At 36.7% G+C, this 18,515-nt stretch carries 18 protein-coding genes and 1 tRNA gene; 1 reads left to right on the top strand and 18 read right to left on the bottom strand.

The annotated features are described in order from the left end of the window. Positions 1-4 precede the first annotated feature (4 nt). The 16 genes from AB3U99_RS00495 to spoIIE form a co-directional block, all read right to left on the bottom strand. Complete coding sequence (locus tag AB3U99_RS00495) at positions 5-220, bottom strand: helix-turn-helix domain-containing protein (RefSeq protein WP_031537159.1); 216 nt, start codon at positions 218-220, stop codon at positions 5-7. Continuing rightward, positions 169-696: a 2-amino-4-hydroxy-6-hydroxymethyldihydropteridine diphosphokinase gene (gene folK, locus AB3U99_RS00490; protein ID WP_400244791.1), complete on the bottom strand. Its 528-nt coding sequence runs from the start codon at positions 694-696 to the stop codon at positions 169-171. Before folK ends, AB3U99_RS00495 begins: the two co-directional genes overlap by 52 nt. Continuing rightward, positions 693-1,058, bottom strand: a complete 366-nt coding sequence (gene folB, locus AB3U99_RS00485) for a dihydroneopterin aldolase (protein ID WP_400244789.1) — start codon at positions 1,056-1,058, stop codon at positions 693-695. The genes folK and folB overlap by 4 nt, the downstream gene beginning before the upstream one ends. Then, entirely contained in the window at positions 1,051-1,884 is an 834-nt protein-coding gene (gene folP, locus AB3U99_RS00480) for a dihydropteroate synthase (RefSeq protein WP_400244787.1), read from the bottom strand. Before folP ends, folB begins: the two co-directional genes overlap by 8 nt. After that, complete coding sequence (gene pabC, locus AB3U99_RS00475; RefSeq protein WP_400244786.1) at positions 1,881-2,753, bottom strand: aminodeoxychorismate lyase; 873 nt, start codon at positions 2,751-2,753, stop codon at positions 1,881-1,883. Before pabC ends, folP begins: the two co-directional genes overlap by 4 nt. A 1-nt stretch (position 2,754) precedes the next feature. Beyond that, positions 2,755-3,339 carry an aminodeoxychorismate/anthranilate synthase component II gene (gene pabA, locus AB3U99_RS00470; protein ID WP_400244784.1) on the bottom strand — a complete coding sequence of 195 codons (585 nt, stop codon included), beginning with the start codon at positions 3,337-3,339 and terminating at the stop codon, positions 2,755-2,757. Continuing rightward, the gene (locus tag AB3U99_RS00465) at positions 3,336-4,748 is read right to left on the bottom strand and encodes an anthranilate synthase component I family protein (protein WP_400244782.1); all 1,413 of its coding nucleotides are present in this window, start codon (positions 4,746-4,748) and stop codon (positions 3,336-3,338) included. Before AB3U99_RS00465 ends, pabA begins: the two co-directional genes overlap by 4 nt. Positions 4,749-4,918: 170 nt before the next feature. Further along, positions 4,919-5,854 (bottom strand): cysteine synthase A, encoded by a 936-nt coding sequence (gene cysK / locus AB3U99_RS00460; RefSeq protein WP_400244780.1) that lies wholly within the window; start codon positions 5,852-5,854, stop codon positions 4,919-4,921. A 360-nt stretch (positions 5,855-6,214) separates the two neighbouring features. After that, complete coding sequence (hslO, locus tag AB3U99_RS00455; RefSeq protein ID WP_400244778.1) at positions 6,215-7,093, bottom strand: Hsp33 family molecular chaperone HslO; 879 nt, start codon at positions 7,091-7,093, stop codon at positions 6,215-6,217. Positions 7,094-7,172: 79 nt separating this feature from the next. Continuing rightward, positions 7,173-7,949 (bottom strand): type III pantothenate kinase, encoded by a 777-nt coding sequence (locus AB3U99_RS00450; protein ID WP_400247920.1) that lies wholly within the window; start codon positions 7,947-7,949, stop codon positions 7,173-7,175. Between the two features lie 302 nt (positions 7,950-8,251). Next, positions 8,252-10,162 carry an ATP-dependent zinc metalloprotease FtsH gene (ftsH, locus tag AB3U99_RS00445; RefSeq protein WP_400244776.1) on the bottom strand — a complete coding sequence of 637 codons (1,911 nt, stop codon included), beginning with the start codon at positions 10,160-10,162 and terminating at the stop codon, positions 8,252-8,254. A gap of 107 nt (positions 10,163-10,269) precedes the next feature. Beyond that, positions 10,270-10,818 (bottom strand): hypoxanthine phosphoribosyltransferase, encoded by a 549-nt coding sequence (gene hpt, locus AB3U99_RS00440; RefSeq protein ID WP_400244774.1) that lies wholly within the window; start codon positions 10,816-10,818, stop codon positions 10,270-10,272. Positions 10,819-10,840: 22 nt separating this feature from the next. After that, entirely contained in the window at positions 10,841-12,226 is a 1,386-nt protein-coding gene (gene tilS / locus AB3U99_RS00435) for a tRNA lysidine(34) synthetase TilS (RefSeq protein ID WP_400244772.1), read from the bottom strand. Between the two features lie 150 nt (positions 12,227-12,376). Next, on the bottom strand, positions 12,377-13,378 hold the full coding sequence (locus AB3U99_RS00430; RefSeq protein WP_400244771.1) for a protein kinase domain-containing protein: 1,002 nt from the start codon (positions 13,376-13,378) through the stop codon (positions 12,377-12,379). Next, the gene (locus AB3U99_RS00425; protein WP_031537143.1) at positions 13,347-14,081 is read right to left on the bottom strand and encodes a vWA domain-containing protein; all 735 of its coding nucleotides are present in this window, start codon (positions 14,079-14,081) and stop codon (positions 13,347-13,349) included. Before AB3U99_RS00425 ends, AB3U99_RS00430 begins: the two co-directional genes overlap by 32 nt. A gap of 135 nt (positions 14,082-14,216) precedes the next feature. Next, positions 14,217-16,694 carry a stage II sporulation protein E gene (gene spoIIE, locus AB3U99_RS00420; protein ID WP_400244769.1) on the bottom strand — a complete coding sequence of 826 codons (2,478 nt, stop codon included), beginning with the start codon at positions 16,692-16,694 and terminating at the stop codon, positions 14,217-14,219. A 485-nt stretch (positions 16,695-17,179) separates the two neighbouring features. Here spoIIE and AB3U99_RS00415 point away from each other — a divergent pair. Continuing rightward, positions 17,180-17,253, top strand: a tRNA-Met gene (locus AB3U99_RS00415). A 277-nt stretch (positions 17,254-17,530) separates the two neighbouring features. On the opposite strand, the gene AB3U99_RS00410 is transcribed toward AB3U99_RS00415, so the two are convergent. Both AB3U99_RS00410 and AB3U99_RS00405 read right to left on the bottom strand, forming a co-directional pair. Continuing rightward, entirely contained in the window at positions 17,531-18,022 is a 492-nt protein-coding gene (locus AB3U99_RS00410; protein ID WP_400244767.1) for a S1 domain-containing RNA-binding protein, read from the bottom strand. A gap of 94 nt (positions 18,023-18,116) precedes the next feature. Next, entirely contained in the window at positions 18,117-18,512 is a 396-nt protein-coding gene (locus AB3U99_RS00405) for a septum formation initiator family protein (protein WP_400244765.1), read from the bottom strand. Positions 18,513-18,515: the final 3 nt, after the last annotated feature.

Below are 18,515 nucleotides of genomic sequence, written 5' to 3'. Positions count from 1 at the left end.
GCGCTTATTTACTTTGATGTGGATCTAATTCTTCCCTTGTTATCTTTAGCACACCTACAATAGAATCAATCATCTCTTCTGAAGGCATACGATTACCTCGCTCAATCTCCCCTAAAATAGAAACAGAAACGAGTAGCTCTTTCGCTAGACTTTCCTGTGTATATCCTTTTAGTTTTCGAAAAGCTCGAATACGTCTTCCCCATTTTTCTGTTGTTTCCATACCCTTACTCCTTCTCTATCTGGCAAAAGCTTCAATCTTTTTTTTAAAAGCATTGATTTATTTGGTAACTTTATGTCTGGAGCAATTTCTATTAGCGGAACCAAAACAAATGCTCGCTCTTCTATTCTTGGATGTGGAATTATTAGCTTATCTGATACTATATTTTCGTGATTATACAATAAAATGTCAAGGTCTATTGTTCTGGGCCCCCACCGAATTATCCTTTTTCTCCCAAGTTCATTTTCGATACTTTGGCATTCCTCTAATACAGAATAAGGATTTAATGATGTTTCAATCTGTACCACAATATTCAAAAATAGTGCTTGTTCCTTATATCCCACTGGGTCGGTCTCATACACAGATGAAATATTTACCACATTAATTTGACTATGATCACGAAGCATTTGCACAGCCTCATATAAGTATTCAAATCGATTGCCTATATTTGAACCTAATGATAAATAAACATTATTCATCCTTTTCTGCTCCTCGTAATTTCCACCGCAACCGATTTATAATGTCCTGGAATCGGAGGGTCTGGTTTAATAATACGAATGGTTATGCTTTCAATAAGGGAATAAGATACCAAAAGCTTCTTTGCAATATTTTCTGCAACTGCTTCAATTAATTGATACGGCTTTCCTTCAACAATCTCCTTCACATCAAAGAAAAGCTGACCATAATTAACCGAATATTGTAAGTCATCTGTTTCTCCAGCCTTTGCTAAATCCACTTCTGCTTGTAAATCCACGATAAAACGCTGACCTAGCTTATTCTCTTCTTTAAAAACTCCATGATATCCATAGAATTCCATTTGATTTAATATTATCTTATCCACTGTATTCTCCCTTTCCCATTAAAGCATCCATCATACGAGCCATTCGTGTCATTTCTTTCACATCATGAACACGAATAATATGGCATCCTTTTTGAATACCATAGCAAATAGTAGCCCCAGTTCCTTCCATTCGTTCCGGTACAGGTAAATTTAACACATTACCAATCAATGATTTTCTTGAAGTTGCAAGCAGCACAGGATACCCCATATCTACAAGCTTATCTAACCCGCGCATCATTTCTAAGTTTCTGTTTAAATCCTTCGCAAAGCCAATGCCTGGATCAAGAATGATTTTATCATGAGGGACTCCTGCTGCTTTTGCGATATCAATACTTTCCTGCAAGTCAGCTACTACATCTTCTAAAAAAGACAAGTAGTTAAGATTATCCCTATTATGCATTAAAATAATCGGAGCTTGAAATTCAGCTGAAATAGCGGACATATTTAGATCTCTCTTTGCTCCCCATATATCATTGATTATATGCGCGCCTGCTTGCAAAGACTGTCTCGCCACTTCTCCTTTATATGTATCGATCGATAAAGGAATATCTACCTCTCTCGTTAGTCGCTCAATAATTGGAATTACTCGTTCTAATTCTTCTTCTATTGAAATTTCAGTATAACCAGGTCTTGTAGATTCCCCGCCGATATCGATAATATCCGCTCCATCCTCCGCCATTTGGATCGCACGATTTAACGCTGTTTCAATTTTGTTATATTTCCCTCCATCAGAAAAGGAATCAGGATTTACATTTAAAATACCCATCACCAACGTTTTTTGTTCAAAATCCAATGTGTATGGACCACACTCTATTTTGTTTATCATTCCTTTTTTCCTCCTAGCTCTTCTGCCGACCATAATTGTGTGGAATGCATTCTATATTCCTTATGAAGCTCAGCAACAACCTTGCCTCCCACTCCTTTATAGTCATATACATCTATTTTTTTTATTGGGATTATCTCCTGAATAGAATTCGTTGCAAATACCTCTTCTGCCTGTGCAAGCACATCCAACCGAAACATACCTTCCTTTACTTCCAAACCCTTGCTCTTTGCAAGGCTTAAGACAAACTGTCTCGTAATGCCATTTAATATACCAGCTTGCAAGCTAGGAGTATAAAGCATTTCATTGATGACCCAAAAAAGATTAGAAGTAATTCCTTCAGCAACATAGCCTTCTTTTGTTAAAAAAACCCCTTCTATTGTCATATCCGCGCCAATCTCTCGTTTAGCCAGGGTATTATTAAAAAAATGATGAGATTTTAAGCGAAAAGCCCCTTCTGGTGTATTTCTTGGAATCGTCACTATCTGTCCCGTTTTTTCCACCATCCCATTTGCTTTAGGAAGGGGCTTTATATACACGATTGTATTTGGTTCTATATATGGCTCTGTTTGGAGTCCTATCATTCCATTTCCAGCTGAAACATTCCAGCGAATATAAGCATTTTTAATATCGTTTTTTTTCAATAGACTTTGGATAATGGTGACTACTTCTTCTCTTTCAAAAGACTTTTGGATGTTCATCTCTTGTAAAGCTTCATTTAATCTGCAAAGATGATCATCCAATAGAAAAGGATGTCCATCATACACACGAAATGTTTCAAATAAGCCTAGTCCATACATAAACCCATGGTCAAAAACAGAGATAACCGCTTCTTCCTCGCAAATAACCTGCCCATTTACGTACATAAACATCTTATCGCTTACTTCCTTCTTTATAATATTGAATGAAATTTTGCAATAACTCCATGCCAACCTCTGTCATAATCGATTCTGGGTGAAACTGCACCCCTTCAACTGGAAGTGTATTATGTCTAATACCCATAATCTCCCCATCCTTTGTCCAAGCAGAGATTTCTAAACAAGAAGGCAATGTTTCCTTTTTAACAATCAAAGAATGATAGCGCGTAGCGGAAAAAGGGTTTGGCAAGCCTTGAAAAATAGTTTTATTATCGTGATAAATTAACGAAGTTTTTCCATGCATTAAATTAGCTGCTTGTACAACTTCACCTCCAAAAACCTGCCCAATTGCTTGATGACCCAAACATACACCAAAGATTGGCATGTCACCAGCAAAGGATTGAATTGCCTCTAAACTAATCCCTGCTTCATTAGGTGTACACGGTCCTGGAGAAATCATCAAGTATGCTGGGTTTTCTTTTTTTATTTCTTCTAAAGAGGTTTCATCATTTCTTTTCACTTGTAATTCTTGTCCTAATGAACCTAAGTATTGCACAAGATTATAAGTGAAAGAATCATAGTTATCAATCATGTATATCATTCGATGTCACCTAATTTCTCTTCTGCTAATTCTTTCGCATTCCACAGTGCTCTGGCCTTTTTCATTGATTCCTTGTATTCATTTGCAGGGATGGAATCAATCACAATTCCTGCACCAGCTTGAACATAGGCCTGATTTTCCTTTACCAGCATCGTCCGAATCATAATATTTAGCTCTACATCATGATTATAACCAATCCATCCTAAAGAACCAGTATACGGTCCACGTCGAACTGGCTCTAGTTCTTCAATAATTTCCATCGTCCGTACCTTCGGTGCACCTGTTATCGTTCCCCCTGGAAACATGCTATCAATGAGATCATACTCATCCTTATCTTCTGCTAGCTGCCCTTTCACATTAGATACGATATGCATCACATGGGAATACTTTTCGATTACCATAAATTCATCTACTTGAACGCTCCCATATGCACACACTCTGCCTAAATCATTTCTTTCTAGATCGACTAGCATCACATGCTCTGCTCTTTCCTTTTCGCTCTCCATCAATTCATGAGCAAGAGCCATATCCTCAGCTTCGTTTTTCCCACGTGATCTCGTTCCAGCTATCGGTCGTGTACTCACTTCCTGCCCCTTCTTTTTGACTAGAAGCTCTGGCGAACCACTAACTAACTGGAAATCAGGCGTATGGAAATAGCCCATGTATGGGGAAGGATTCAAAACTCTCAGTTGTTTGTAGACCTCGAGCGCAGATACATGCAAAGGCTTGGCTTGGCGAACTGATAAGTTAACTTGGAATACATCTCCCGCAGAAATATATTGCTGAATCTTGCGAACTGATTGTTGGAATTCATTATCTCCAATCGATACCTTCAGTCCCTCAGATTTCCCGATATCCCCTTGCAGATGTTCCGCTTTATTCTCTACTGTCCATCCTAGTGCATAGGTTTCTATTTTATCCTGCATGACAGCTAGCTGACCTTCTACATATAAACCGGAAATCCATAGCTTATTTTCTTTGTGATCATAAGTAAACCATTCTTCAAATAATAAAAAGAATACATCAGGAATATCCATATCATCCATTGTCTGATTAGGAATTTTTTCGATATACCGGATATAATCGTAACTAACAAACCCTAGCGCACCCCCTTGAAAATCAGGTAGCTCCGAATTAGACTCAACAGCATATTGATTCATTACTTTTTTTATCGAATGAAGTGGATTTCCTTCAATGAATGTAGTTCTTTGTTCATCTATCACTTCTAAACGATTATCTCTACCGATCATTTTTACAACTGGCGAAAAAGCACCAATGCTATATCTGCCACCGCGTCCGCTTTCTAATAAAACATAATGCGACTTATCCCCCACAAGGGATAAAAAATGCTTAAAAAACTGCTCATATGTTAAAGAAATAGTCTTACTATATATCTTGTAATTCTTCAATCAGGCTTCTCTCCTTCAAAATTTATCTGTTCTCATCATACAGGATGCATAAAGGGAAATACAAAAAAATCACCTATCTACTTACCTAATTAAGTAATACTTCTTTTTATGTAAAAAAGCAAAAAAGCCCCCTTTTAAAAGGAGGCTTTTTGCTTTTTTAACTTTTATGCTTATTCTTCATCAAACTGATAAAGAGGTGTGCTTAGGTAGCGTTCTCCGTTACTTGGGATAATTGCTAATACTTTTTTCCCTTTTCCTAACTCTTTCGCTACTTGTAAAGCTGCATAAATAGCGGCACCAGAAGAAATACCACCTAACACGCCTTCTTCTTTCCCTGCACGACGAGCATACTCAAAAGCTTGTTCTGTTGAAACTTGAATAATCCCTTCATACACTTCACTATTTAAAATATCAGGAACAAATCCAGCACCGATTCCTTGAATTTTATGAGGACCTGGCTTACCGCCTGATAAAACAGGAGAATCAGCAGGCTCTACTGCATAAATTTTGATATCTTTATATTTTTCCTTTAGTACTTCCCCAGCACCAGTGATTGTTCCGCCTGTACCAATACCAGCAATAAATGCATCCAAACCTTCGTCGCCAAAAGCATCTATAATTTCTGGTCCTGTTGTCAATCTATGTACTTCCGGATTAGAAATATTTTTAAATTGTTGTGGGATAAAATAGCCATTTTCTTTTGCTAATTCTTCTGCTTTACGAATAGCTCCACCCATTCCTTCGGGTCCTGGTGTTAATACTAATTCAGCACCGTAAGCTTTCAATAATCTACGACGTTCGATACTCATTGTTTCTGGCATAACCAAAATCGCACGATAACCTTTTGCTGCAGCAACCATAGCAAGACCAATTCCTGTATTTCCACTAGTAGGCTCAATAATTGTGCTGTCAGCCTTTAAGTCACCACTTTTTTCAGCTGCCTCAATCATTGCAAGTGCAATACGGTCTTTTACACTGCTACCCGGGTTCATGTATTCTAATTTTAAATAAACGTCTGCACTGGACTCATCTTCTACTAAACGGTTTAATTTAACTATAGGTGTTCCGCCGATAAGATCGACTACAGAATTTGCGATTTTTGACATTTTCTATCTCTCCTTATTATTCCGAGTATTTTAATTGGTTTTATAATATTAATTTATCAAATAACCCCTTCATTTGTCAATCAATATGTTTGTATTTTCCGAAAAATTAATCATTAAAATATAAGGATGATTTTGTAAAAATCCTACTTTATATAACAACAATACCTACATCCAAGAAAGGCATCTTACCTACAGGAGCATTCATCATTCTCGCTATCTCCATCAGAATTAGGTGTATTGATCTTACTTTCGTACTTCTAAATTTACTCCGTCTCCATACCTCCTTTATAAACCATAAAAAAACAGCCTCCAGGAATGATTTATAGCTAACCATTCTTTGAGACCGCCTAATCTATTTTCTTATTTTGCTTCTTCTAGTAATTTTTCTAGTTCTTCTTTTGCAAACATATATTTTTCATTACAGAAATGACATTCTGCTTCTGCTTGACCATCTGTTTCAATAATATCTTCGATTTCCGCTTGACCTAAACTGATTATCGCATGAGAAAATCTTTCTTTCGAGCATGTGCATGTAAACGAAATTGGCATTTTTTCAATTACTTTTACATTATCTTGCCCACAAATCTCTTCTAGAAGTTCCTCTGGCGTTAAGCCCTTTTCAATTAATTTAGAAATTGGCGGAATTTCACTCAATCGTTTTTCGATCTTCGTAATCGTTTCATCTTGCGCACCAGGCATTAATTGAATAATAAAACCTCCAGCAGCTAAGATACTATTATCCGGATTCACTAATACTCCTACTCCAACAGAAGAAGGTACCTGTTCAGAATTAAATAGATAATAAGTAAAATCTTCTCCAAGCTCTCCAGAAACGATTGGAACCTGCCCTGTAAAGTAGTCACGCATTCCGATATCTTTTACAACTGACAATGTTCCTTCTGTTCCAACAGCTCTTCTTACATCTAATTTCCCATGCTCATTTAAGTCAAAATGAACTTGAGGGTTGCTAACATATCCGCGTACTTCCCCTTTTGCATTACCATCTACTAGAATAAGACCAATTGGTCCACCGCCATCGATTTTTACCGTTAATTTTTGATCTCCTTTAAGCATCGCTCCTAACATCGCTGTTGCCGTTAAAGATCTACCTAAAGCAGCGGAAGCAGTTGGCCAAGTATGGTGTCTTCTTTGTCCTTCTCCCACTGTTTCTGTACTTCTTACTGCATACGCACGAACTTCACCATCAAACGCTAATGCTTTTACTAAATAATCACTCATAATTTACTCCTTTATCTTCAATCAGTTAATCAACGGATTCAATATTCCGTTTAAAATAGCTCACTATGAACATCTCTGTTTATTTTAGTGTATCCTTATTTTTTTTATAAATAAGCTGTAATCCCTTTAATGTAAGAAACGGATCGATTTCATCAATAATATTAGATTCTTTTGCTATAAGATTGGCTAATCCTCCTGTAGCAATGACCTTTGGCTGAACAACGCTTTCTTCCTTCATTCGTTTAACGATTCCCTCAACCTGTCCTACATAACCGAAAAGAATCCCTGATTGCATGGCAGAAACAGTATTTTTTCCAATAACCCCTTCAGGGCGCGCAATTTCAATACGCGGCAGCTTAGCCGCTTTAGAATACAAAGCTTCTGTTGCAATATTAATCCCAGGCGCTATCGCTCCACCCATATATTGCTTGTGTTCATTTATATAACAGAAGGTTGTAGCTGTACCGAAATCTACCACAATCAACGGACTTCCATATTCATGTATAGCCGCGACTGCATTGACAATGCGATCAGCTCCTACTTCCTTCGGATTATCATACTTTATGTTTAAGCCTGTTTTCGTTCCTGGACCAACCACTAACGGTTTCAAATGGAAATACTTTTGGCACATTCTTTCCAAAGAAAACATGATAGGAGGAACAACAGATGAAATAACGATCCCAGTAATATCGGAAAAGGTTAAACCCACATGGTCGAATAGAGCGTTAATGATCATACCATATTCATCTTCCGTTTTATAACGATTCGTTTCAATTCTCCAATGATGCTTTAATTCTTCTTTATCATATACACCTAGTACTATATTTGTATTTCCAATATCAAAGACAAAAATCATTATGGTCACCACTTTTTTATTAATTTCATTCGGCAAATCCCATTTCATATAGCTCTACTTACTATATCAGCTTATTTCCATAGCTTGAGAAATTGTTTTTCCTACAAAAGCACAATACAAAGTAAGAAACCACTTTCCTAAAGCCATAAATAAACGGTCTTTTCCAATACTGGACATATCATAACATACAACGAGAAAGAGACAAAGTGTAAAGCAACGGTTGTTTCTAAAAGCATATTAATATATTACGAAACAGACGAAAAAAGGACACGCTTTAAAAGCGTATCCTTTTCTATAATTAATTACTCGTCACGATCATCTTTTTTGTTAATATTTACCTTTATATCTTCTGAACCTAAAGTCATATCAGCTTTTTTCGTACGATCAGGCAAGACACCATCTTTGTATAGGCTATTGATTTGTTCAGCATCCAATGTTTCTATTTCAAGAAGTGTTTCAGCAATTAGGTTCAACTTCTCACGGTTTTCTGTAAGAATTTGTTTCGCTCTTTCATAACACTCTTTAATAATTCTTTGGATTTCTAAATCTATGTCGTATGCAATTGCATCAGAATAGTTTTGCTCATTATTCAAATCTCTGCCTAGGAACACTTGACTTTGTGCTTGACCGAATTGTAATGGTCCAAGCTTATCACTCATCCCATACTCTGTTACCATTTTACGAGCAATACCTGTAGCTCGTTGGAAATCATTATGTGCTCCGGTACTTACTTCACCAAAAACAATATCCTCTGCTACACGACCACCAAGTAAACCGGTAATCTTATCAAGAAGCTCTTGCTTCGTCATTAAGAAACGATCTTCCTTAGGAAGCATAACCGCATATCCACCGGCTTGGCCTCGAGGTACGATTGTTACTTTATGAACCATATCCGCTTCATCTAAGACAACACCGATAATTGTATGACCTGCTTCATGGTAAGAAACAATATTTCTTTCTTTTTTAGAAACAACACGGCTTTTCTTGGAAGGTCCAGCAATAACACGATCTGTCGCTTCATCCATGTCTTCCATATCAATTTTCTTCTTATCAGATCTCGCCGCAACAAGCGCTGCTTCATTTAGAAGGTTTTCTAAATCAGCACCAGAAAATCCTGGTGTACGCTGAGCGATGCTTTTTAAATCTACAGCTTCATCTAATGGCTTGTTACGAGCATGTACACGTAAAACCGCCTCACGACCATTAACATCTGGTCTATCCACTGTAATCTGACGGTCAAAACGACCTGGACGTAATAATGCAGGGTCTAAAATATCCGGACGGTTTGTAGCAGCAATAATAATAATACCTTCGTTTGCGCCGAACCCATCCATTTCAACTAATAGTTGGTTTAATGTTTGTTCACGTTCATCGTGTCCTCCACCTAAACCAGCACCACGTTGACGACCAACCGCATCTATCTCATCAATAAAGATAATACAAGGAGCATTTTTCTTCGCATTTTCGAATAAATCACGAACACGGGAAGCACCGACCCCAACAAACATTTCAACAAAGTCAGAACCACTGATAGAGAAGAAAGGTACACCCGCTTCGCCAGCAACTGCTCTTGCAAGTAATGTTTTACCTGTTCCTGGAGGTCCATTAAGAAGAACACCTTTTGGAATTCTAGCACCTAGTTCAGCAAACTTACGTGGATCCTTTAAGAATTCCACCACTTCAACTAGCTCTTGCTTTTCTTCATCAGCACCCGCTACATCATTAAAGCGAACCTTTTTCTTTTCTTCATTGTAAAGCTTTGCCTTACTTTTACCAAAGTTCATTACACGGCCGCCACCGCCACCTTGGGCTTGATTGAGCAAGAAGAAAAATAAGATAAAAATAATCACAAACGGAATAATTGAAGTAAAGAATGTAATCCAACCACTTGTTTCTTGTGCAGGCTGCACATCGATATTGGATCCTTCTTTAGCAGCTTTTAGAATCACTTCTGCATTTGTTTCATTGTTTGTTACATAAGAAACAAATGTTTCGTTTTCTTTATAGCCTTTTAATTTCCCGCGTACTTCAAGGACACCTCGTTCAGGCTGTTGCGTTATTTCTGCAACATCACCATCCTCAAGATGATTTATCAATTCAGTATATGTCAAATGCTTGGTAGGCTGATTATTTCCATTGAAAAAACTAACCACACCGATAATTACTAAAAATATTAATAAATAAAAAATGGTATTACGAAAAATACGGTTCATCCCTTACCTCCTCCCACGGTAAACAAACTATAGAGTATAGTAACATAGAAAATTAAGTAAATTCAAGGAATTACCCTTTTTAGACTGCAATTCCTTTCCTTTTATACTTATTCACTTTCACTTGAATAAACTTCTGGCTTTAAAACACCAATGTAAGGTAGATTACGATACTTTTCCGCGTAGTCTAATCCATAGCCAACTACGAAAGCGTCTGGTACTATAAATCCTACATAATCTGCTTCAAGATCTGTTTTTCTACCAGTAGGTTTATCAAGAAGAGTCACAACTTTGATTGATTTTGCTTTTCGATAACGGAACAACTCTACAAGGTAACTTAATGTTAGCCCACTATCAATAATATCTTCAATAATTAGTATGTCTCTTCCTTCGACAGAAGTATCCAAATCCTTTAAGATTTTTACTTCCCCAGAAGAAACAGTAGAGTTACCATAACTTGACACATCCATAAAGTCCATTTCAAGGTATGTATCCACTCGTTTTAAAAGATCAGCCATAAAGGGCATAGCACCTTTTAATACGCCTATTGCCAAAGGAAATTTATCTTGATAGTCCTCTGTAAGTTGAAAAGCTAAATCTTTGATTTTCCCTTGTATTTCTTCTTCAGATATCAATATTTTTTCAATATCGTGTTTCATTTCTTGTGTGCCCCCTAGAAGATCATTGCTTTTTATATGTTATTAATAGATTACTACCACTATTCGTATTACTATGAGAATATATCGATTTTTTCAGTCCTGGTATCCAAAGAATATTGCCGTTACTATCCGTAATGATTGGCCAACTCTCTCTTTTCTGGATTGGAATCTTCTCATCGATAAAAATACGGCTCACCTTTTTCTTTCCATCCATCCCTTTCAAATGAATTCTATCTCCATCTCTTCTAGTACGGATAATAAGAGGAAAGGAAATAGAGGATGAATCCAAAAGAATACAATCGCTTTCTGTATGATGGTCACCGTTTATATATTCTACCTTAATATTGTACCCATTTGGTAATAATAACTCTCCCATTTTTGATAATTCATAATAAAAGGATTTTGTTGGAGAAAAATTAAACTGAAAATGAAGAGAATGATACGACTTTTTCACTTTCAAACCATTCGGGAGATCAATATTCCCAGAAGAATGAGGACTCTTTAGTAATATCATCATTTGCTCAGTATGTAATGCGGATAATGAAATAGGCATCTCGTCATAGAGATAATTTAATATTAGTTGAATACACCTTCTTTGTAAAGGAATAGCTATTGAAAGAAATCGATTAATATCGACTACTACTTCCTCTTTCCTTTTTTTAGTTACTATAAAAGAAAGCTTTTCTTCTGCCTGTTTCATTAAATAGGCTTCATCATCTGCCAATTCTTCACTAAATCTCTGAAAATGCCTTGCTACATGTATATTTTCTTTTTTCAAAAAAGGGACAACATGCTTTCTGTATCTATTACGGCTATATGTTTCTTTTTCATTGCTTGGATCTCTTCTCGGATTTAGATTATGTATTTTACAATATTCCTCAATATCCTCTCTTTCTAAACATAAAAAGGGGCGAATAATTTCTCCTGTTCCAAATATACGAATAAAAGGTATCCCAGCTCTAGCTTTACCTGAACTCCCTCTCGTTAATCGCATCAGAATCGTTTCTATTTGATCATCACCATGATGACCTAGCGCTAAATAATCTACGCTATTTTTCCTCATTACTTTTTCATAGAAAGAATATCTACATTCTCTTGAAGCTTTTTGTGAATTCATCCCTGTTTTTTTTATAAACTCAGGCAAATTTATTCTTTCCCAAGAAAAAGGTATATTTCTCTCTTCACAGAATAATTTTACAAATTCAGCCTCTTTAAGCGACTCCTCCCCTCGAAACATATGATCCACATGCCCGGCATAAACAGTGATTTTCCATTCTTCTTCCTTTGTCCATAAAAAATGAAGAAGCGCTAAAGAATCCGGTCCTCCCGAAACTCCAACTAAGATTTTTTTTCCTTCTAGGGTCACATTTTTTCTTTGCAGATAAATCGAAACTTGATCCTCAAACATTTCTGATTACTTCCTTATCACTATCACTATTCTAGCAACACTCAGGTTATTACTTTTTCATCCGAGGTTGTAGTTTACTATAGTCAAGGATATCACTTTTTCGAAAGTGATACCAAAGACTATTCTCTAAAATTGTTAAAATTCCTCTTTTCAAGTTAATTGACCATAAATATACAAAATATAACAAATGGAGATAAGAATGATGATAAGCAAAGATTCAATCCACCCGGCTTTTTTCTTCTTTTTAACCATTTTGCTTCTTGTATTGGAAGATTGGGGATTTTGTCCTTTTCCTTGTCGCGAAATATTTGTTTGAGATCCAACTGATACTTTGCTTCTACTTGTGTTACCACCATTTGTTAATTTTAATAAATCAAATCGCATTTCCTTCGCACTTTGGTATTTTCCAGTAAACGCTTTTACAAGAATCCCTTCATAGCGCAGGAGTCCTTTTTTTTGTCGAATCATCGTTTGCAGCTGTTTTATTCCGCCTTCCGTTTTATTAAAGCGCTTTGGATAATATATATTTAGCATAATCATAGCAACCGCAAACAAATCATAGCTTGGCTCTGCCTTTCTGGTTCCCAATCCCCAGTAACCTCTATCAAAAAACTCTGTAAATTCTTTAATTGCCCTTCCAATAATCGTTGTTCCGCCTACGTCAATACATCTAATTTTCGTAGGTGGTCCTGTAATAATTAGATTCTCTGGTTTCAAATCTCCAAAAACCCAGTTATTTTCATGGAGGACTTGTAAATCTTTTAATAATTGGATCATTAGTACATCAATCCATGATTCTTCCTTATTGTGAATAAAGGCGAGTAAATCAGGTCCATTAATGTATTCCATTACATAAAAAGAGATATTCCCCTTATTTGTTACCCAATCATCCACATCTATTAAAGAAGGTCCAAGGCTATAACCTTGGACCTTTGCAAAGGACTTCAATACATTTACTTCGGAAGTTATAGATACACTATTGTTGCTTAATTTTATAGCAACTTTTCCTATTCGGGAATCCGCCAAAAAAACAGTACCATTTGCTCCATAGCCAAGCTCCTTCAAGATAGTATATTGCTTATTATGCCACTTTCCTTTTACAACCGTACCATCATTTATTTTAAATTGACTCTTCGAAGTATTCATCATCACTTGAAATCAAGCTCCTTAATGAGCGCTTATGCTTAAAGTAATAGACTGCTTCTTTTAAAGCTGGACCAGTTGGCGTAATTCCTCCTGTAGATAATTTCGGAAATATACTTGTTAGAGATTCTAAACGAGGAGTCCAATCCATTAATTTTTCGACATCTTTCTTTTTCCCGGGAAATACAAATACAGAGTAACGATTCTCGCCTGAACGAGCATTCAAGCTTAGAGATAGATCAAGCAAAGCCTCTTTTACAGTTGGCAGTTTATGCTTCATGCTAGCGCTTGTATCCAACAATACTAATACTTCAAGTTCAACTGTCTCTCCTAGTTCGTCAACAACCTCCATTACTTCTCCTCGCTTTTCTGGCGGAAGATCCTCCATTGTTTTCGAGGAACCTAGTATTTGCTGAAGCTCTTTATTGACTACACCTTGAAGTGTCTGAGTCATTGCTTTTTTCGTAACCATTTGGACAGTCTGACTTAATTGCTGTGCATATACTATTTGGCTGACACCACCTCCAGAAAGTGCGATGCCTTCGATTTCCTTCATCCCCTGCTCGTCAATCGTATCTTGTTCCATTACCCCAATGACATTGACCGTAATTCCTTGTTCATTAGCTAATGCTGCCATCGCAATTGGATCTTCTCCTTTGTTTGAACATCCATCTGTAATAAGCAAAACCTGTTTTAACGTACCTGTTTTCATAAATATCTCCCCTCCATCTTCGTGAGTTAGTCCCATTCTCGACGAAAAAGGAAGAATTTATACCTTTTTAGAAAGGTAAACCGAGGGAGGTTTCATTTCCCATTAATTCGGGAAATGATTTATAAGTTATCAGATTCAATTTGCTACTTGCTTAAAACCTTTTACCGGAATTGATGCCCACTTCGGAATATTATGATCAATTTTTGCAACTAAAACAGTCATATCATCCTCAATTAACCCTAAACGAGATCGTATAACCTCCTCCATAATTAAGTCTGCTACCTCCTGTGGTTTCTCTGTTTTCAGCTCCTTGATTTTTCGCTTCATCCATATTTCGAAGTTTTCAACATGTTTTGGTCCTTCAAAAACACCGTCGCTCATCATAATTAACAAATCTCCAGCCTTTAATTGCTCACTAACAACATCTACATCAAATTCCTGGAGAATGCCCATAGGCAAATTACTTGCCTGTATTTTCATTACTTTCGATCCTCTTTTAATAAAACTTGGTGTAGAGCCTATCTTTAAAAATTTCACCGCTGCGTTTTGCAAATCAATCATCGCTAAATCTAACGTTGAAAAAATTTCGTCTGTTGTTCGCAAAGAAAGGATCGAATTAATCGATTTAATTGCCACTTGTTCTTCGATTCCTGATTGAAGAATTTTTTGCAATAATTGCAGTGTCTCTTCACTTTCCACATGGGCACGCTTTCCATTTCCCATTCCATCGCTTATTGCCATTGCATATTTTCCTAAACCTAGTTCAATCGTTGAATAGCTATCACCTGATATAAATCCCCCATCCTTTGCTGCATGGGCAACGCCAGTCTCTACCGTATAAGCTTTTGCTGACCGGAACGTCGCATGACTATAATCATTGGAATACTCAGAAACCTCCTCTTTATTTACAATAATTGTTTCTCCAAGAATATCAGATAACATCGGTGCAATTAGTTTTTCACATTCTCCATAGCCCGTGTTGTAGGGGATGGTTATATCGATATCGACATTTCCTTGTTCTAGGCTATATATCTCAACATTTTCAATATGAATGCCAAATTCCTGAATAGCTTCTAATATTAGTTCTTCCTGCTTATAATGATTTTCCCTTTCTCTCTGAATTTCTTTGGCAAAGTCACCCATAACTTCTGATACGCCAAGCAATTGATCCGCAACTAGTTTTCTGCTTTCCTGCACTTGTTTTTTTAATTTTTGGTTGGCCTGGTACAATGCGAGTTCTTGATGAATAGCATCCGTAACCTTTTTCGACCTCGTACAATGCTTATCCCAATCCCTCGAAAGATTAGAGGAAATATTTCCGCCTGTATCAGCCATTTCAGTCATAATATCTTTCATATAGTCATAGGTTGTATTAAAGTTACGTGCCCAGCAGTGTTCCTTTCGAAAGCATGTCTGACACGTCTTTTCAGTAACATTACTTAAAAAATAGTCTAACTCGTTATCTTCCTCCTCCATCATCTCACTAATGTTGGGAGAAGAAAAACTGTTGGAGAGAGCCTGAAAAACATTGGAAAACTGAGAAACTCTTTGAGCAGTTACATCTCTCATCTTTCTCATATATTGCTGTTGTTCTTGGGAGTATTCTGTTGTTCCGGGTATGTGTTTTGCAATGCGAGAGGTTAAACTTCTTGGTGTGAGAAGGAATAGGAAAACAGCTATTGTTGTTTCCATTAATGATACAGATAATACGCCTCCACCTTCTCCATACATTCCAATTAGAAGGGTAGCAATAAATAAGCCCAATGCCACGCCAATCTTCTTCCCTTCTTTCAGTAATCCACCTAGAAGACCAGAAAATGCTAGCAAACTCATATGATAGAAACTTGAAATACTTGCCAGACTAAAAATTAACCCTGTTACTACACCAACTGTGGAGCCAATCGTTGCCCCTGCAATAAAGGAAAAGACTAATACTAAGTAACGAGACATAATATGTTCAATGGATAAGCCATAGACCGCCCATCCTATTGTTCCAGTCATAATAGAAGCTAGCATGATGATCAAACAAACAATTTCCTCAGTTTTAAGTGCTTGTCTCCTTTTGTTTACTGTGAGTAGTGGTAGACTTTGTAAAAAGATTAATGTAAGAATATAACCAAGGCTTCCTTCTACAAACGATAACATTCCACCATACAATGTAAAACCGTTTGTTAATAGATAAGTTTTAGCTAAGCTACCAAGAAAGACAAGGCCAAAAACAAATACCGGTACGAGTTGTTGTTCCTTACTTTTCCAGTTCAAAATGATTTTATAGCTAATCAAGAATAAGAAAGACAAGGCAAAATTAGTAGCCGCCTCCGTTATTCCTAATGTAGCCGCACCAGCAATTAATCCAATGAGGGCAAGTGGGGCTTTATCTTTCCTTGATAAATACACCGCTGCAAAAAATGGAAGAGCAAAAGGAGTAAGCTGCCCTAATATTAAGGCTCGTCCAAGTAAAAAACCAATAATTAAAATCAAATAGCCTTTTACTAAAAAGAAATTCTCCAATTTTGTATTAAATTTATGAAGAATTGAGCTGAAGCTATCCCGCGACTTCCCAAAATCAACCTCACCAATCGGATCGATTATATCCCTTTCTACTTTTTCCATACACTCCACTCCCTATCAAGTATCGTTGCTCCACATTATAGAAGGTAGCTATTTAAAAGTTTGTCAAAATAACGAAGCAGTTCCAGCTTTTCGCTCGACTTCTTTCCTTCATTTTTTTAAGGAGCTACAAAATTCGATAGATTCCCTTCTGCTAGTTATTTGGAGATTTTTATGGAAAAGAGGCTATTCTATAATAAAGAGTGTCCTTTTGTCAGAAGTCCTCCTGAAGGAATATGATCTTTTCAGCTACCTGCTTTTTTGTATTTATTGCTTATTTTTGTCAATTCATGCAATATAAATTTTTAGATTTCTTTCTATAGTAACGACTTCTACCTATCTATACACTTCATACGTATCGTGTATAAAGATTTTCAAGTACAGCCAATAGAAAGAATATAACTTTGCCAATATCTAAAAAAATGATTAAAACCTATTGACATTGCATTTATTTATTTGTATTATATTAATTGTCTTGTTAATATTATGGCGGTGTAGCTCAGCTGGCTAGAGCGTACGGTTCATACCCGTGAGGTCGGGGGTTCGATCCCCTCCGCCGCTATCTAAAAAAACCACGTAAAAATTTACGTGGTTTTTTTTATGTCTTTTTCTATTAAACACTCTCACAAAAGATGAAATCAATAAAGTGAATCTTCCATCAGTGGGAGTTTTCCTTCTTAGTTGAACCAATCGGACCTTTACGGAAGTTGATCCTCGCCTCTTGCTGAATTAACGTCCTTTCTATTAAAACACAAAAAAGCAAGCCTGAATCGGCTTGCTTAAGCTATGGGAATATATAAACGATAAACCCTGCTATCTATTGGTTATTCAGCAGCAAGTTACCCGCGTCTAGCGCCTCTTCCCCCGCGTTTCGACTCAGTATTTCTTTTCAGAGAAGCTAATCGATCTTCACTGTCTTTTAAGAAACGAGCCATTTTCGATTCGAAATTCTCTTTAGGAGCACGATTTTCATTTGATTTTGCATTACGTGACCTTTGAGAATTCCCGCCGGAATAGCCGCCTCTTGATTCTCTTCTTTCTCCACGTTCGTATTGTTGTCTCTCTGGTCTCTCTGGTCTTTCTGGCCTTTCTGGTCTATCCTTCGCCTTCTTAATGGATAGTCCAATTTTGCCATCTTTCTCGACATTAATAACTTTAACTTCTACTTCATCGCCTACTTTTAGGTGTTCATTAATGTCCTTAACATAATTGTCTGCGACCTCACTAATATGAACAAGACCTGTTGCTCCTTCTGGGAGTTCAACAAACGCACCAAAATTAGTAATTCCTGTTACCTTTCCTTGTAACTTGCTGCCTACTTCGATTGACATAAAAAAGTTTTGCCTCCTTAAGGATATAAAAAATCGTACTTATTTATATTATACAGAATGGAAAAAAAGAGTGTCAATATTACAGCCGACCTTATTATTTTCCAGTTGCGTTTTTTGCTTCTTTTTCTGGGATATTAAAAATAATTTCCCCTTTTTGTGATAGTAATAAATCTTTTCTAGCCAATTTAGCTAAATACTCTTCATCATTTAACTTAGCAATTTGATCATTTAATTCCGCTTCCTGCTTTTCTAGCGCTACAAGTTGTCCATCTAAGTTCTCTTTCTCTGCTCTTTTCTCTTTTAAAGTGGAGCTTTGTGATATGAGTGTGGAAATCATGATAAAGCCAATAACAGCAGCACATACGAAGAATGTTGTCAGCCTGCGCATCAATAGCTTTTTCTTTCTAGCTCCACTAAGACTATCAGCTTGATGCTGTATATTATATTCTGTTGGAACTGTTGTAATATCTGGTTTTCTTATGGCACTCATAGA

Source organism: Niallia tiangongensis (assembly GCF_044704065.1).
Classification (GTDB): domain Bacteria; phylum Bacillota; class Bacilli; order Bacillales; family Cytobacillaceae; genus Niallia; species Niallia tiangongensis.
Note: the sequence above shows the minus strand (reverse complement) of the source record. Positions and strands in the feature narration are given on the sequence as shown.

Coding starts and splice junctions, on each gene's coding strand:
- AB3U99_RS00495 (WP_031537159.1), bottom strand. CDS start 220: ATGGAAACAACAGAAAAATGGGGAAGACGTATTCGAGCTTTTCGAAAA.
- folK (WP_400244791.1), bottom strand. CDS start 696: ATGAATAATGTTTATTTATCATTAGGTTCAAATATAGGCAATCGATTT.
- folP (WP_400244787.1), bottom strand. CDS start 1,884: ATGATAAACAAAATAGAGTGTGGTCCATACACATTGGATTTTGAACAA.
- pabC (WP_400244786.1), bottom strand. CDS start 2,753: ATGTTTATGTACGTAAATGGGCAGGTTATTTGCGAGGAAGAAGCGGTT.
- pabA (WP_400244784.1), bottom strand. CDS start 3,339: ATGATATACATGATTGATAACTATGATTCTTTCACTTATAATCTTGTG.
- cysK (WP_400244780.1), bottom strand. CDS start 5,854: ATGTCAAAAATCGCAAATTCTGTAGTCGATCTTATCGGCGGAACACCT.
- hslO (WP_400244778.1), bottom strand. CDS start 7,093: ATGAGTGATTATTTAGTAAAAGCATTAGCGTTTGATGGTGAAGTTCGT.
- AB3U99_RS00450 (WP_400247920.1), bottom strand. CDS start 7,949: ATGATTTTTGTCTTTGATATTGGAAATACAAATATAGTACTAGGTGTA.
- ftsH (WP_400244776.1), bottom strand. CDS start 10,162: ATGAACCGTATTTTTCGTAATACCATTTTTTATTTATTAATATTTTTA.
- hpt (WP_400244774.1), bottom strand. CDS start 10,818: ATGAAACACGATATTGAAAAAATATTGATATCTGAAGAAGAAATACAA.
- tilS (WP_400244772.1), bottom strand. CDS start 12,226: ATGTTTGAGGATCAAGTTTCGATTTATCTGCAAAGAAAAAATGTGACC.
- AB3U99_RS00425 (WP_031537143.1), bottom strand. CDS start 14,081: ATGAAAACAGGTACGTTAAAACAGGTTTTGCTTATTACAGATGGATGT.
- spoIIE (WP_400244769.1), bottom strand. CDS start 16,694: ATGGAAAAAGTAGAAAGGGATATAATCGATCCGATTGGTGAGGTTGAT.
- AB3U99_RS00410 (WP_400244767.1), bottom strand. CDS start 18,022: ATGTCAATCGAAGTAGGCAGCAAGTTACAAGGAAAGGTAACAGGAATT.
- AB3U99_RS00405 (WP_400244765.1), bottom strand. CDS start 18,512: ATGAGTGCCATAAGAAAACCAGATATTACAACAGTTCCAACAGAATAT.